The 14,105-nt window shown below is 29.7% G+C and carries 19 protein-coding genes and 1 pseudogene; all 20 read left to right on the top strand.

Annotated elements, in window-relative coordinates; all coding sequences use genetic code 11:
- Nucleotides 1–100: 100 nt before the first annotated feature.
- The 20 genes and pseudogenes from METVU_RS08935 (at nucleotide 101) to METVU_RS01535 (ending at nucleotide 14,100) form a co-directional block, all read left to right on the top strand.
- Nucleotides 101–322, top strand: coding sequence for a hypothetical protein (locus tag METVU_RS08935; protein WP_012819742.1), 222 nt, complete (start codon nucleotides 101–103; stop codon nucleotides 320–322).
- 128 nt (nucleotides 323–450) lie between these two features.
- Nucleotides 451–1,122: a Bax inhibitor-1/YccA family protein gene (locus METVU_RS01625; protein ID WP_012819741.1), complete on the top strand. Its 672-nt coding sequence runs from the start codon at nucleotides 451–453 to the stop codon at nucleotides 1,120–1,122.
- 228 nt (nucleotides 1,123–1,350) lie between these two features.
- The gene (locus METVU_RS01615) at nucleotides 1,351–2,448 is read left to right on the top strand and encodes an ATP-binding protein (protein ID WP_012819740.1); all 1,098 of its coding nucleotides are present in this window, start codon (nucleotides 1,351–1,353) and stop codon (nucleotides 2,446–2,448) included.
- Nucleotides 2,449–2,745: 297 nt separating this feature from the next.
- The gene (locus tag METVU_RS01610; protein WP_012819739.1) at nucleotides 2,746–3,048 is read left to right on the top strand and encodes a hypothetical protein; all 303 of its coding nucleotides are present in this window, start codon (nucleotides 2,746–2,748) and stop codon (nucleotides 3,046–3,048) included.
- 18 nt (nucleotides 3,049–3,066) lie between these two features.
- Nucleotides 3,067–3,465, top strand: a complete 399-nt coding sequence (locus METVU_RS01605; protein ID WP_012819738.1) for a hypothetical protein — start codon at nucleotides 3,067–3,069, stop codon at nucleotides 3,463–3,465.
- Between the two features lie 4 nt (nucleotides 3,466–3,469).
- Nucleotides 3,470–3,676 (top strand): annotated as a pseudogene (locus METVU_RS01600) (stage II sporulation protein M); the annotation flags it as partial.
- A 481-nt stretch (nucleotides 3,677–4,157) separates the two neighbouring features.
- Complete coding sequence (locus METVU_RS01595) at nucleotides 4,158–4,472, top strand: hypothetical protein (protein WP_012819736.1); 315 nt, start codon at nucleotides 4,158–4,160, stop codon at nucleotides 4,470–4,472.
- Nucleotides 4,473–4,549: 77 nt separating this feature from the next.
- Nucleotides 4,550–4,816 carry a hypothetical protein gene (locus METVU_RS01590; RefSeq protein WP_048196682.1) on the top strand — a complete coding sequence of 89 codons (267 nt, stop codon included), beginning with the start codon at nucleotides 4,550–4,552 and terminating at the stop codon, nucleotides 4,814–4,816.
- A gap of 23 nt (nucleotides 4,817–4,839) precedes the next feature.
- Entirely contained in the window at nucleotides 4,840–5,376 is a 537-nt protein-coding gene (locus METVU_RS01585; protein WP_012819734.1) for a stage II sporulation protein M, read from the top strand.
- A gap of 57 nt (nucleotides 5,377–5,433) precedes the next feature.
- Entirely contained in the window at nucleotides 5,434–6,087 is a 654-nt protein-coding gene (locus tag METVU_RS01580; protein WP_012819733.1) for a Yip1 family protein, read from the top strand.
- A gap of 14 nt (nucleotides 6,088–6,101) precedes the next feature.
- Nucleotides 6,102–7,622: a COG1361 S-layer family protein gene (locus METVU_RS01575; protein WP_012819732.1), complete on the top strand. Its 1,521-nt coding sequence runs from the start codon at nucleotides 6,102–6,104 to the stop codon at nucleotides 7,620–7,622.
- Nucleotides 7,623–7,757: 135 nt separating this feature from the next.
- Nucleotides 7,758–8,285, top strand: coding sequence for a hypothetical protein (locus METVU_RS01570; protein WP_012819731.1), 528 nt, complete (start codon nucleotides 7,758–7,760; stop codon nucleotides 8,283–8,285).
- A 22-nt stretch (nucleotides 8,286–8,307) separates the two neighbouring features.
- Nucleotides 8,308–8,574 carry a hypothetical protein gene (locus tag METVU_RS01565; RefSeq protein ID WP_012819730.1) on the top strand — a complete coding sequence of 89 codons (267 nt, stop codon included), beginning with the start codon at nucleotides 8,308–8,310 and terminating at the stop codon, nucleotides 8,572–8,574.
- 92 nt (nucleotides 8,575–8,666) lie between these two features.
- Nucleotides 8,667–9,242, top strand: coding sequence for a Yip1 family protein (locus METVU_RS01560; RefSeq protein WP_012819729.1), 576 nt, complete (start codon nucleotides 8,667–8,669; stop codon nucleotides 9,240–9,242).
- A gap of 17 nt (nucleotides 9,243–9,259) precedes the next feature.
- Nucleotides 9,260–9,967, top strand: a complete 708-nt coding sequence (locus METVU_RS01555) for an ABC transporter ATP-binding protein (protein WP_012819728.1) — start codon at nucleotides 9,260–9,262, stop codon at nucleotides 9,965–9,967.
- Entirely contained in the window at nucleotides 9,957–10,382 is a 426-nt protein-coding gene (locus tag METVU_RS01550) for a hypothetical protein (protein WP_012819727.1), read from the top strand. The genes METVU_RS01555 and METVU_RS01550 overlap by 11 nt, the downstream gene beginning before the upstream one ends.
- A gap of 15 nt (nucleotides 10,383–10,397) precedes the next feature.
- Nucleotides 10,398–11,501 carry an ABC transporter permease gene (locus tag METVU_RS01545; protein WP_012819726.1) on the top strand — a complete coding sequence of 368 codons (1,104 nt, stop codon included), beginning with the start codon at nucleotides 10,398–10,400 and terminating at the stop codon, nucleotides 11,499–11,501.
- 154 nt (nucleotides 11,502–11,655) lie between these two features.
- Complete coding sequence (locus tag METVU_RS08930) at nucleotides 11,656–11,820, top strand: hypothetical protein (protein ID WP_153232510.1); 165 nt, start codon at nucleotides 11,656–11,658, stop codon at nucleotides 11,818–11,820.
- 2 nt (nucleotides 11,821–11,822) lie between these two features.
- Nucleotides 11,823–12,716: an AIR synthase related protein gene (locus tag METVU_RS01540; RefSeq protein WP_012819723.1), complete on the top strand. Its 894-nt coding sequence runs from the start codon at nucleotides 11,823–11,825 to the stop codon at nucleotides 12,714–12,716.
- A gap of 145 nt (nucleotides 12,717–12,861) precedes the next feature.
- Nucleotides 12,862–14,100 (top strand): methanogenesis marker 15 protein, encoded by a 1,239-nt coding sequence (locus METVU_RS01535; protein WP_012819722.1) that lies wholly within the window; start codon nucleotides 12,862–12,864, stop codon nucleotides 14,098–14,100.
- Nucleotides 14,101–14,105: the final 5 nt, after the last annotated feature.

Here is a 14,105-nt window from a genome sequence, read left to right as displayed (position 1 = left end):
TTTCTCCTAATGCTATTAGAAAAGAAAAAGAATGGCCATATTTGTGGAGAATATTTGAGGGTAGTAAAAATCTGAATGAAATTAAGTTTGGTGAATCTAAATGTCAAAACTAACCTATAATAAAATATTACACTCAATAAAAGCAAAAAGAATCAACTCAAATACAAAGATTATGTTAATAATTTTGTTGTGCTATATAGTGATTTTAGTACTATTGTTAGCTCTAAATCAGCCGTATATGTTATGGCTTATCAGTAAATACCTACTATTGACAGTTATTAGTTTAATACTATACTTCAATATAATAAAAAATGTAAAATAATTTTTTATATGGCTTTCTTGAAGAATATTTAGAGGGATAAGTATGACCGATATGTTGTTAAAACGTGTATTAGATATGAATAATAATACCATTAAACAACTAAAGAAGAGTTTATAAGTTTAAATGGAGTGGTAAATAAATCAGCTATTTTAATTTTAATCACATTAGCATCATCCATAATTTCTTTTTATTATATTCACTCACCCTTACTTATAATCTTAACCAGTACTGTAGGAGTTATTATTATGTTGATTTTATTTGTTTGGGTTTATTTTGATTTTAATCATCCTCAAGTTGTAAAATATCTGTCTCCAATACATGCGGTTGTTGAAGGATTATGTATTGGGGCAATATCATACATGTTTGAATCATCTTACGATGGAATAGTATCTCAAGCATTATTTGTAACATTTGGTATCTTTTTAATCATGCTTTTTATATACAAATATAAGATTATTAAAGTTACCAATAAATTTAAAGCGGTAATTATATTTACAACTCTTGGAATTGTGTTATACTATATCATATCTATTGCATTGATAGTCTTTGCCGGTATATATTTACCTACATTTAAAAGTGGTTTAATAGGTATTGGATTTAGTTTGTTTGTAGGAACAATTGCATCATTAAATCTATTATTGGATTTTAATATGATTGAAAAAATGGTTAAAAACCAATTTCCAAAAGATTTTGAGTGGTATTGTGCATTTGCTTTATTAACAACACTTATATGGATTTACATTGAAATAATAATACTCTTTAAAAAACTAAGAGATAATTTAGATAATATTGGGTATTAAAAAGCTATCAAATGTGAAACCATGAATAAACTACCAATAATTTTAACAATAACAATCTTCTCATTAGGTTTTATTTTTGGCTTAATATCAATAAACAACTTCTCGAAAATTAATGATAAGGATTCATCAAATTTTAAACCTAAAATAAATTTTAACTTTCCTTCAATAACGTAAGATTTAAATGAAAAGAATCTAAGGATCTTAATAACTACTAAAAAAGGTGTAATTATGAAATTTTTTAATAGAGAAAAGGAGATTAATGAGATTCTTTTAATCTTAGAAGAAGAACCAAATAATATTTATTTTATTTATGGTCCTTTAAATAGTGGGAAATCAACCCTAATAAGAGAAGTTATAACTAATAGGTTAGATAAGTCCAAATACATTACATTCTTTATTGATTTTAGAACGAGGAATATTTTAAACGTTGATAATTTTATTGAATGTTTATTTGAAGTGGATGAGAAATCAAAAATAGATGATTTTAGAGAGTATGCTAAATCATTAGCTGATTTATTAGTTAGAGGTTCTGAAGAGATTAGTAAATACTACTTGGGCATGCCTATTAAAGTGCCAAAACCATTCTTTGATAAAATTTTTAGTAAAAGAGATAAATCAGCAGATGTCTATCAATATATAGAATATTTATTTGCTAAATTAAATGAGAAGGGTAAAAAACCAATTTTAATATTTGATGAATTGCAAATGATTAAAGAGATAACTTTAAACGGGAATAGGTTGTTATTATGGAGTTTGTTCCAGTTCTTAGTGGCATTAACCAAAGTTCAACATCTATGTCATGTCTTTTGTCTAAGTTCTGATAGTTTGTTTATTGAATACATATACGGAAAAGCTGAATTAAAAGGAAGAGTTGATTATATTTTAGTTGATGATTTTGATAAAGAGACAGCTTTAAAGTTTATGGATTTTTTAGCTAAAGAAAAAAATATTAATCTAACTAATGATGATAAGGAGTTGATTTATTCTTATGTTGGTGGAAAGGCAAAGGATATTTATGATGTTATTGTCAAGTTAAAAGCTGTTAAAGATTTGAAATACATCTTAGAGACAAAACTTGAAGAGGAGCGGAATCACTTGGAAGAGTTATTAGAGAAGATTGAAGAAGGTTATGAGGGAATAAATTATGATGATGTCTTAGAGGCATTGAAATTGTTTAAAGACAACTATGAACTTCCAAAAAGTAAGATAAAAAGGAAAATTAGGATATTTTTAATTAAAGAGAATATTTTATTCTTAAATCCACAAAAAGGAATTTTAAAACCACAATCATTTTTGGTTTGGAATGCTATAAAAAGGTTGTTATAAACAAAGTTTTAAACTACTTTACTTTTTTATATTTATTAAAGTTTCTAATAGGGCATTTATTTCCGTATAAATATTTTACGATCTGAATTAAATCGTAATATATATATATATAGGGGGATTGTATTATTATGATAATGAAAAAAGTGTAAAACGATATGTAGGGTAAAGAAGTATATTAGACAAAAATATAGTCGGCGATGACGCTCCGGTGTAGGAGCTGAGCCAACTGGCGATGATGCCTCAGTATAGAGGCGGAGCCAAATTCGGGAATTGCCAACCAACTAAAAGGTGGGCAATATGAAATTTTTAGAAAAGGGAGTATATAAGATTTTTGGGGCAGTTGTTTTAGTAAGCATGATAGGAGCGTTAGTTGCTGAGTCAGTTGCTGTAGGGGATTTAGGAGCAGCATACTACTACAAATATCATGATGATAAGGGGTACCTTGAGGATGGGCGTGAATGGGGCGACTGTGGAGCAGAACTTCTTTTAACTGTATCTGAAGTTGAAAGTGTTGAAGGAGCAGCAGAAGTGGCATTATGGGCTGCAGCTGGTCTTACTGGAGCAGGACTTATAGCTGTAGGTGTTACATTGATTTGTTAATATTTAATGAGTGATAGGATGGTAAATGTTAAATCTATTATTCTTTATTTTTTAAATAATTGGCGTGTAATATTAAACTTATGGGCAATGTTTATTGTTAGTTTATCATTTATCGTATTATTAAAACATAAAATTGGTATTAACCTTAAAAAATCTGCAACCATATTTGTTATTTGTGGAGTTTATGCATTGCTGAGTATATTTGGTTATTATGTTATAGGAAATATCGGTCTAAAAACATTGTCCCACGTGTTTATCTCAACAATATTTTTTGGGCTTGGAGTAATATTATATATTAAATACCAGTCTGAGAAATTAAATAAAACTACCAAATACGCTGCAATTATATTATTATTAATATCTTTAATAGACATAGCAGAATTGTTTATAAAAGTTTTAATAATCTTAGCACTGTGAAACCATGAACAAACTACCAATAATCTTAACTCTAATAATCTTCTCATTAGGTTTTATTGTGGGGTTTATTTCAATAAACAATTTATCAAAGATTAACGATAAAGATTTATCTAATTTTAAACCTAAAATACAATTCAACTTTCCTATAATCCTAACAAACAACTTAAAAGTTATTTTTTTAATGTTAGCTGGAGCGATAACCTTTGGTTTAGTTAGACAAAGAGGAAGTCATGTAAGATTAAAAAAAGAAACAGAATTTAGGATTTACAATATAGCTATACCTTATCATTAAAGAAATCGCAAAAGGAACCTTAAATGCTATTTTAAATGACATATCTAAATGGAATAACATTTCAAAAGAAGATCTAATTAAAAAATTAAAATAAATAGTTTATTTCATTAAATTAAACTACTTTACTTTTTTATATTTATTAAAGTTTCTAATAGGGCATTTATTTCCGTATAAATATTTTACGATCTGAATTAAATCGTAATATATATATATAGGGGGATTGTATTATTATGATAATGAAAAAAGTGTAAAACGATATGTAGGGTAAAGAAGTATATTAGACAAAAATATAGTCGGCGATGACGCTCCGGTGTAGGAGCTGAGCCAACTGGCGATGATGCCTCAGTATAGAGGCGGAGCCAATTCGGGAATTGCTAACACCACATAAAAGGGTGGCAATATGAAATTTTTGGAAAAGGGAGTATATAAGGTTTTTGCAGGTCTGGTTTTAGTAAGCATGATTGGAGCTTTGGTGGCTGAGCCAGTTGCAGTAGGGGATGTTGGAGCAACTATGTATTATATTTTACATAATAAAGAAGGGCACCAAATATTTAATGATGGAGTATCTGCTACTGAAGCTGGCGGGGCAGCGGTTACTGCAGGAGGCATACTTATGGAAGTAGCTGAAGAAGGATCAATAATGTATATGGTGGGTGCAGGCTTATGTATTGCTGGAGCTCCCGTAGTAGCTCTTGGTTTAGCTGCTATAGCATAGCTTAATTAGAAGTAATGATATTCCATAATTCTATTATTCAATTTTTTGTATTATTTATGAATTAAATGGTGAGATTATTGAAAGATACATCACTTCATAGGATTATTGCAATATTCATATGGTTATCAGGAATATTTTTAATAATTTTATATATCCATTACAATAAAATAAACATATTCGCTATATTCAATATTACTACGTTCTATTTAGCTCTTGGATTTATTGTATATACTAAAAAATATGTAAAAATGTATGCTATGTTTGGAAAGAAATTAACCTATATAATATTATTCTTGGCATATATTGGGTTATTAATAGCAAACTTATGTAGGTTTTTGAGTTAAGACAAATAGCTAATTGTGAAACCATGAAAATACCAATAATCTTAACTCTAATAATCTTTTCATTAGGTTTTATTTTTGGCTTAATATCAATAAACAACTTCTCGAAAATTAATGATAAGGATTTATCAAATTTTAAACCTAAAATAGAGTTTAATTTTATTTCAATACTATCAAACAACTTAAAAGTTATATTTCTAATGTTGGCAGGAGCAATAACTTTCGGTTTATCTACTTTTATAAACCTATTATTTAACGGTTTTAATGTTGGTGCCTTAATTGGCTCTACATTCTTAACTAACGAACCATTAAAAATTATTGCTGGTTTTATTTTACCACATGGAATATTCGAAATCCCAGCTATATTAATATCAGCAGTAGCTGGTTTTAAAATTCCTTATGAGATAACTCTCTACTTATTAGATAAAAAAGAAAAACCAATAACAGAGGAAGATATAAAGGTCTTTTTAAAATTAGCAATAATTTCAATAATTCTAATCATAATAGCCGCTTTTATCGAAGTTTATATTACTCCAAAGATAGCCACTTATCTACTAACGTAAGATTTAAATAGTTGAAGCAACAAATACAATCATTGAAAAATCTAATAGGTGGTATTAATGAATATAATAGAAGCTTTAACAAATCCAGACATGTTCTTCAAAAAACTCTCTCAGAAAGAGATCTCTCTAAAAGAACCATTTTTAATTGTTTTAATATTTTCCATATTGATAGCAATCTCTGCCTACGTATCAACTTCAATTATATACAAAATCTTTCCTCCACAGTATCAGCAAGTATTGGCTTTTACTAAAATTATTGCGTTAATATCTACATTTATTGGCGGAATTGTTGCATGGTTAATTATAGCAGGAGTTATGCATCTCATTTCAATGGCATTTAAAGGGGAAGGGAGCTTTAAGAAAACATTATCCTTTACTGGCTATGGATTCCTTCCAAATATAGTTGGAGCTTTAATAACAGTCCCTATTGCCTATTACTACTTATCTCAAATTCATATTCAACCATTAACTATAACTCAGATGCAGAATCCAATAATTGTTCAAGAGGTTATAAAGCATATAATCCCAAAAACTTTAATCTATACAAATGCAATAATTGGCTTTGCTGTAACTATATGGAATTTATATATATGGACTTATGCAATTAAATATGCAAGAAACCTAACGTTAAAAAACGCATTTATCACTGCCTTAATTCCAACGGTTATATTTGGTTTGTATCAACTATACTGCGTATTAAAGTTATTATAAGATGAGGGAAAAAGATGAAGGGCTTAAAAAAATTATTTATCATATTTATCTTCCTATTTCTTTTATCTCAGGTTTCTGCTTACATAATCTTTAAAAATTTTGATTATAAAGCCCAATACTTGGAGCCGTCTAAAACCTATGATTTATATATAACAATAGAATCAGATAAAGAGATTAACAATACAGTCATATATATAAAACCAACAAATGAAATATCAAAAGAGAACATAGAAATTATTAAAGGAAAGAAGTGGATTGGACATCTCTTTCCTTATGAGTATGGAGTAGCCCATTTAATAATAAAAATAAAGCCAAATGCTCCAAATTATGATTATAAAATAACGGTTTATTGCAACTATACAAAGGATGATCAGCAGTATTCTGAAAATAGGATCTTTACTCTTCCAGTGAGAGGAAAGGCAAACTTGGTAATAGAAACTACCAAAAATATGTTAAATGTTGGAAATAATAAAATTCTCCTCCTATTGACAAATAAAGGAACAGGAACTGCTGAAAATATAAAAATAGAATTTCAAAACTCAAATAATTTAATAATTTTGGGGGATAACACTTTCACTCTATCCTCTCTCAACTCTGGAGAATCAACCTACATTCCATTAACAATTTTTGCCAAAAAAGAAGGAGTTTATTCTATAAATTACAAAATATCATATAAAAATCCATACAATTTATTGGAATTAACGCAAAAATCAGAGACGATAAATGAGGATTCAAAATCTGAGACATTAACCTATCAAAATAAAAATACAGTTGAAGAGACAGGAATTTTAACCTTCAATGTATTTCCAAATGAGTTGGTTTCAATAAATATAAAAAACCCAACCATTACAGTTGGAAAGATAGAAAATCTAACAATTTCAATAAAAAATAATTATAAAGATTCCTTATTTGTTGTTCAGATAGGTAAATATTTCATTGGAGATAATCAAAAATCAATATTCATCAAAAAAGGAGAGGCAAAAAATCTAACTTTCCAAATAAAAGTAGATAAAGAAGGAGTGGTCGATATTCCTATATTAATATATTTTGATAATAATCAGATTGAGAAAAATCTAACGATAAATGTTGTAGGAAAGGCAGATTTGGTTTTAAGTGGTATAGATATAGAAAGCTCATTTAACGAAATAAAAATAACTGGAGATATAGACAATATCGGAACTGGAAAGGCAAAGAGCGTTTTAATATCAATAGAAAAAACAAAAAACATCATTCCAAAAAAGCCGTATGAAAATTATTTCGTTGGAACTCTAAATCCCGATGATTATGGTAGTTTTGAACTCCACTGCCAAATTAATGGAAATGTAAGTGAAATTCCTCTTAAAATAACTTATAGAGATGAAGATAACAACTTAATGACCATTTATAAGACAGTAAAAATTGATAAAAATATAATTCCATCAAAAAATGAAAGTAATGGAGGAATTAATTATTTAGTTGTTGGAATAGCTATATTGTTCTGTGTTGGAGTAGTTTATTTGATTTATAGAGGCTTTGTAAGAAAAGATGTGAAATAATTAAAATTGGCGATGATGCCCTTTATGGGCTGAGCTAACTTAACCTACAAAAAACAAATTACAATATCAGAGGTGACATGATGAGCTTGAATAAAATTTGTATTAAAAGGTTTTGCTATCTTAACTATACTCTGTATGATAAATAGTGTATTCGCTGAAGGGGCATACTATAGCTACACGTGGAAAGATTTTGTTGTGGATACTATTGTTGGAGAGGATTTGTATCATTTTGCTACTGGTCAAAAGTATAATGGATGGGGTCTAGCATTTGATGTAATAACTCTAATACCACTTGCAAAGGTGTTAAAAGCCGTTAAAATTTCTAAAGGAATTAAAGCTTTAGCACTTGCTGGGAAAGTTGAGAAGAAATTACCAAAAGCGTATATGATTGCAAAAAATGGTGGAAAACATAGTGGATTATTGGAAAAATATGAAAAAAAGAGTACAAGAGAAATATATAAAGCTATGAAAAGTTACTTAAAACAGGTGGAAATACATCGTGATAAAATTAATAACCCTACAAAATATATTCCTAATTTTTATCAACTATCAGACAAAGAACAGAAAGGACTATTAAATAAATGGAAAAAAGATATGGAAAGAAATCAGGAGTTAGCAGATATTATGAAAGGAATCTTAATAGAAAGAGGTGAATTAAGATAATAAAAGGTAAAAGGTGAATAAAATGAAGAATGTGGATATAGATACGCTACAAGCATTTATTTATGAGATATGCGAAGCTATTAAAGAAAGGGCTTTAGAAGCTAAAAAAGAAAAAGATAAAGCTGAAAAACATAGAGATAAAGATAAAGAAGAACATATTTATGCAGTTGGTAGATTAATGGGATTTAACGAAGTGATATCAATAATCCAACAGACAGCAGAATCTCTCGGAATAGATTTAAAGGACTTAAAACTTGATGATATAGACCCAGACAAGGATTTGATATAAAATATTAGAATATTTGTATCTTTATATTATTTATTTTCATAATTTATTTTCATCATTCTTTAAATCTTAAAATATGATTTAATGGTGAAATAATGAATGACTTAATATTAAGTCCTGATAAATTTTTCAAAGAGATTGTAACTAAACCAATGAACTTAAAACTTCCTTTAATAATCGTTCTATTATGGTCTTTAGTTAGTTCAGTTGTTATTTTAACCCCAATTATATACCTGGAAGGAGTTGAAGATGTTATGTTGTTAATTTTAAAATTTATTATTTTGTTTATAGCTACATTTTTATCCAATGTAGTAATTTTATTGATTATTGCAGGATTTTCTTATATAATTTTAATAAAATTATTTAATGGAATTGGAGATTTTAAAAAAATGCTTGAGATTATTGGATATGTTTCTTTTGTATATTTAATTGAAATGACAGTTGCTTTAATTATTCAGATTGTTTCTATTTTAACAAATACAGTATATGCTGATGGAGATTATATAATTAAGTTAATGGATATAGTGGTAACGTTATGGGCAATGTTACTGTTTGCAAAAGGAATCCAGTACAACTATAAATTGACATTCAAAAAAAGTTTGGTTATACCATTTTTAATATTTTTACTGAATTTTCTAAGCAATATGACTGATTACATCAACATATATTAGGGCTTTTAGGGGAAACCATGATCAAACTCAAAGATGTAACAAAAACCTACAAAATGGGAGGAGAAATTATCTATGCCCTAAAAAATGTAAATCTGAAAATAGGGAAGGGGGAGTTTGTTTCTATAATGGGACCTTCTGGCAGTGGAAAATCAACAATGTTAAATATTATTGGTTGTTTAGACAAACCAACAGAGGGAGAGGTTTATATTGACAATATAAAGACCAATGATTTAGATGATGACGAATTAACAAAAATTAGGAGAGATAAAATTGGTTTTGTCTTTCAGCAATTCAACTTAATTCCTTTATTAACTGCCTTGGAGAATGTTGAACTCCCATTAATTTTTAAATATAGAAATTCGATGAGTGAAGAAGAGAGAAGGGAAAGAGCTTTAAAGTGCTTAAAGATGGCTGAGTTGGAAGAAAGATTTGCCAACCACAAACCAAATCAGTTGAGTGGGGGACAGCAGCAGAGAGTTGCAATAGCGAGGGCTTTGGCAAACGATCCACCTATTATATTAGCGGATGAGCCAACTGGAGCGTTGGATAGCAAAACAGGAGAAAGGATAATGCAATTATTAAAAAAATTAAATGAAGAGGATAAAAAGACCGTTGTTGTTGTCACTCATGATATAAATGTTGCAAGATTTGGGGAGAGAATAATTTATTTAAAAGATGGAGAAATTGAGAAGGAAGAAAAATTGAGGGGATTTGATGATAAATAACATCTCAAACTTCGATAAAGTTAGAGCAGTTGCAATAGCGATATTGTTTTATATTTTTATAATTTTGGTTGTAGATGGAAGCATCTCCTCTTTTATTGGGGATTATATAACTTATCCAGTTGATAAAGACAACCTTGTAAAGTTTTATGATTTTGTTTATGTTATTGGCTTTCTTTTATCTTTATCAATATCAACATGGATGTTTTCAAAAGGTATCGTTAAGGACTTTGCAAAATCTTTTGTTATATTTTTTGGAATTGCCTTTATATTAGGAATTGGGCTATTTTTGGTCTTAACATTTCTTGAAAAGCATATTATAAGCATGAGTGGCTATACAACTTTAATATTATTTTTCTTTCTTTTAAATCTCTTTGAAAAGCTGGATAAATTAAATATAAATAAAAATAATGGATAAAATAAAAGTGAGAGCATGTATTTTGAATTAGCAAAGAGAAACTTAAAAAGAAACTTATTGAGGAGCGTTTTAGCATTACTTGGAATAATTATTGGAGTTGCAGCAATATCCTCTTTGGGAATATTAGGAGGGGGATTAAAGCAGGGAATTATGGAAAATTTGGGGAGTATATCCAACTATATAATTGTTTTTCCAAATTATCAAAATGGTTATACATCTTTTGATAAAAGAGATATTGAAAAACTAAGAGTTTTAAATTGCAAAGTTATTCCTGTCTATGCAACCTCTGATTTTGTTTATATAAAAGGAAAGAATAGAAAAGCATACGCAAACATCTTCGGCATTGATAAAAATGATATAAAATACTTAAATTTGAAAGTGAAGGTTTCCGACACTTCTGTTGCTGTTGATACGTTCTTTTCTAATGTTAATGATGTTAATGTAGGAGATCAGTTGGAGATTAAAAACATCTCACTGAGAATTAGCGGAATATACAACAGCACATTTTTATTTCCAGATAACTCGTTAATTTTAACGGCAAAAACATACAGAAGGTTTTATGGAGAAAATAATTATAATTATTCAAGAATAATCCTCTATGTTAAAAATATAGAGGATATAAATAAAATAAAAAATGAGACAGATAAAATTTTAAACAGAAAAGAGAAAAAATGTATAATAATATCTTTAAACTCTATATTGGAAGCGATCAATGGTGTTATAACAAAGGTTTCTTACTTCTTAATGGGAATTGGAGCTATCTCATTATTAGTTGCAGGCATTGGAATCGGAAACGTCATGTTAATGAGTGTTGTAGAGAGAACGAAGGAGATTGGAGTTATGAGAAGCATTGGAGCATCAAAAAGGGACATTATAATTTTATTCCTTTATGAAGCATTGATCTTGGGAATTATTGGTTCTTTAATCGGAGCGTTTTTGAGTTTATTCTTCGGTTATTTGATCGTTCATTATCTCTTAAAAACCTCTTTATCTTATTATGCAATCTTCTATATGATAATTGGCATTACCTTTGGAATCTTAACATCTCTAATCTCCGCATTATATCCTGCATACAAGGCATCAAGGTTGGATCCAATAAAAGCATTGAGAAATGAATAAATAAACATTTGGGACTAAAATGGAAAAATTCACATTAGAAACTTTAAATCTTCTAAAAAACAAGGTTTTAGAAACAGCCATATATTTGGAGAAGAACTTACAGAGATTCTTATTAAAGAGATCGATGAGATAATAGAAACTGCTAATGATCTTTATGAAGGCCTTATTAAATATCTATAAAAGAGATTTAGCAATAAAATATTTTGAAAAGTTGAAGGAAATAAACCTTTATCACGATGAAATATACAAAATCATTGCCCTAACTTATAAAGAAGTTAAAAATGTTGAAAAAGCCAAAAAATTAAAAAAGTTGGTGTAAGTATGGAGAACTTTGAATATGAGCTAAAAAATGCAATAGAGCATATATTAGAAACCAATTATCCGAGAAAGGCATTTTGGCACTTTGATGATTTAATTGATGATTTAAAAAGTGGAATTAAAGCTGGAGATGATGCAGTGGTTATAAAAAACATGGTTGTGAATATGGAAGGTCCCTATCCCTTAAAATTAGGGGCTAAAACAGCTTTAATTCACACCGCTTGTGATGTTGTGGCTATGGGGGCAGAGCCAAAATTTGCGTTAAATGCCATTCAAGCAAAAAATGAGGATGAGATAAAATTGGCTGTTGATGGTTTAAGAAAGCAGAGTATTGGCTTAAATATTCCAATAGTTGGAGGAAACACTCAAACAGTTGAAGAGTTGAAATCTTGCATTGCTGTTGCTGTTTTTGGAGATTTGGTTGATGAGGAATTAATCATTAGAGATGGAGGAGCTAAGGAAGGAGATTTATTAATTATGCTCGGAGATCCTGTTGAGGGAGATGTTGGAGAGAGAGTTTATAAGGCAAAGAAAAAATTTGATACATACTTAGAGATCTTAAAGAGAGGAATAAAGGTAAATGCGTGTAAAGATGCATCAAGAGGTGGCTGGCTGGGAAATTTGTTGGAGATGTTAATTAAGGCAAAAAAAGGAGCTGAAATAAAGTCCCTTCCCTATCCAAGAGCTACAAGATACTTAGGAAGTTATATATTGGCAGTTCCTGAAGAGGAATATGAAAAAATTTTAGACATTGCATTAAAAAATAAATGCCCCATTGTATTGTTTGGTAGAATAATAGAAGATCCAAAATTGGTTATTGGCACGAAAGAGTATCTATCTGAAGAGAAAATGCTTGAATTGATAAAGAGGTTTCCATACAAACCGATGGGAATTTAATAATAAGAATAATGAAGAAAGTAATAGACAATGGATAAATAATAAAAATCAATAACAATAAATAAAAAATAAAGATAAAAAAAGATAAAAGGCATATAAAAGATAAGTAAATGATCTGCATTAAAGTTATTGGAGAGTGATGTTTATGGTAAAGATCGCTTTATTAACCTGTGGAGCAGAGTGGAGCGGTGTTTATAGGGAAATCGAAAAAGCAGCACAAAAAGTTGGAGGAGAACTTGTTTTTCCAGAGGTTGATCTCTCATATATTGATGAAGTTGAGGAGAGATTAGGATTTAAAGTCGGATCTGACAACCTAAAACTGATGTTTGCAAGGGCAATGTCTATCATGGAAGGAAACACCGATGCTGAAGCAGTGTTTGTGGCAACATGTTTCAGATGTGCTGAAGGTGCCTTAGTAAGAAACGAAGTAAGAAAACTTATACAACAAAACACAAGCTTGCCAGTAGTTATGTATTCATTCACAGAGAGAACAAAAGCATCTGAGTTATTAACAAGAATGGAGGCATTAACCACAATTGTTGAAAGAAAATCTCTATTGGCAAGGAAGAAGCAGGAAGGAATAAGCTTAGGTATTGATAGCGGATCTACAACAACAAAAGCAGTTGTTATGATAGATGATGAAGTTGCAGGAACTGGATGGATATATACAAAGGATGTTATTGAGTCAGCTAAAGAGGCAGTTGATAACGCTTTAAAAGAGGCAGGAATAAGTTTAGATCAAGTTGAAACGATTGGAACCACTGGATATGGAAGATACACAGTAGGAAATTACTTTAAAGCTGATTTAATCCAAGAAGAGCTAACAGTCAATTCAAAAGGAGCTGCTTATTTGGCTGATAAGCAAGAAGGAGAGGCAACAGTCATAGACATTGGAGGGATGGATAATAAAGCTATCTCCTTGTATGATGCCATTCCAGATGGGTTTACAATGGGAGGAATCTGTGCTGGGGCAAGCGGTAGGTTCTTTGAGATTACTGCAAGAAGATTAGGTGTCTCTCTCCAAGAGTTGGGAGAGTTAGCAGCAAAAGGGGACTGGAGAAAGATAAACATGAACAGTTATTGTATTGTCTTTGGTATTCAGGATTTGGTTACTGCATTGGCTGAGGGAGCTAAGGCAGAGGATGTAGCAGCGGCAGCAGCTCATTCAGTCGCTGAGCAGGTCTTTGAGCAACAATTACAGGAAGTTGATGTTAGAGATCCAGTCATACTGGTTGGAGGAAGTAGTTTGTTGAAGGGTTTAGTTATTGCTATGGAGGAGGTCTTAGGAAGAAAAATTGTTGTTCCTAAATACTCTCAATTAATTGGTGCTGTTGGAGCCGCTTTGCTATCATCTGGTTATAGATACAAGAAGATGAAGGCATAATTTTT

The sequence above is a fragment of the Methanocaldococcus vulcanius M7 genome (assembly GCF_000024625.1).
GTDB classification, from domain to species: domain Archaea; phylum AGJL01; class Methanococci; order Methanococcales; family Methanocaldococcaceae; genus Methanocaldococcus; species Methanocaldococcus vulcanius.
The sequence above is the reverse complement of the archived record's forward strand: the minus strand, read 5'-3'. Positions and strand labels throughout refer to the sequence as shown.

Bases quoted from the DNA above. Each gene is read 5' to 3' on its own strand.
- METVU_RS08935 (WP_012819742.1), top strand. From the start codon at position 101: ATGTCAAAACTAACCTATAATAAAATATTACACTCAATAAAAGCAAAA.
- METVU_RS01615 (WP_012819740.1), top strand. From the start codon at position 1,351: ATGAAATTTTTTAATAGAGAAAAGGAGATTAATGAGATTCTTTTAATC.
- METVU_RS01610 (WP_012819739.1), top strand. From the start codon at position 2,746: ATGAAATTTTTAGAAAAGGGAGTATATAAGATTTTTGGGGCAGTTGTT.
- METVU_RS01605 (WP_012819738.1), top strand. From the start codon at position 3,067: ATGGTAAATGTTAAATCTATTATTCTTTATTTTTTAAATAATTGGCGT.
- METVU_RS01595 (WP_012819736.1), top strand. From the start codon at position 4,158: ATGAAATTTTTGGAAAAGGGAGTATATAAGGTTTTTGCAGGTCTGGTT.
- METVU_RS01585 (WP_012819734.1), top strand. From the start codon at position 4,840: ATGAAAATACCAATAATCTTAACTCTAATAATCTTTTCATTAGGTTTT.
- METVU_RS01580 (WP_012819733.1), top strand. From the start codon at position 5,434: ATGAATATAATAGAAGCTTTAACAAATCCAGACATGTTCTTCAAAAAA.
- METVU_RS01575 (WP_012819732.1), top strand. From the start codon at position 6,102: ATGAAGGGCTTAAAAAAATTATTTATCATATTTATCTTCCTATTTCTT.
- METVU_RS01570 (WP_012819731.1), top strand. From the start codon at position 7,758: ATGATAAATAGTGTATTCGCTGAAGGGGCATACTATAGCTACACGTGG.
- METVU_RS01565 (WP_012819730.1), top strand. From the start codon at position 8,308: ATGAAGAATGTGGATATAGATACGCTACAAGCATTTATTTATGAGATA.
- METVU_RS01560 (WP_012819729.1), top strand. From the start codon at position 8,667: ATGAATGACTTAATATTAAGTCCTGATAAATTTTTCAAAGAGATTGTA.
- METVU_RS01555 (WP_012819728.1), top strand. From the start codon at position 9,260: ATGATCAAACTCAAAGATGTAACAAAAACCTACAAAATGGGAGGAGAA.
- METVU_RS01550 (WP_012819727.1), top strand. From the start codon at position 9,957: ATGATAAATAACATCTCAAACTTCGATAAAGTTAGAGCAGTTGCAATA.
- METVU_RS01545 (WP_012819726.1), top strand. From the start codon at position 10,398: ATGTATTTTGAATTAGCAAAGAGAAACTTAAAAAGAAACTTATTGAGG.
- METVU_RS08930 (WP_153232510.1), top strand. From the start codon at position 11,656: ATGAAGGCCTTATTAAATATCTATAAAAGAGATTTAGCAATAAAATAT.
- METVU_RS01540 (WP_012819723.1), top strand. From the start codon at position 11,823: ATGGAGAACTTTGAATATGAGCTAAAAAATGCAATAGAGCATATATTA.
- METVU_RS01535 (WP_012819722.1), top strand. From the start codon at position 12,862: ATGGTAAAGATCGCTTTATTAACCTGTGGAGCAGAGTGGAGCGGTGTT.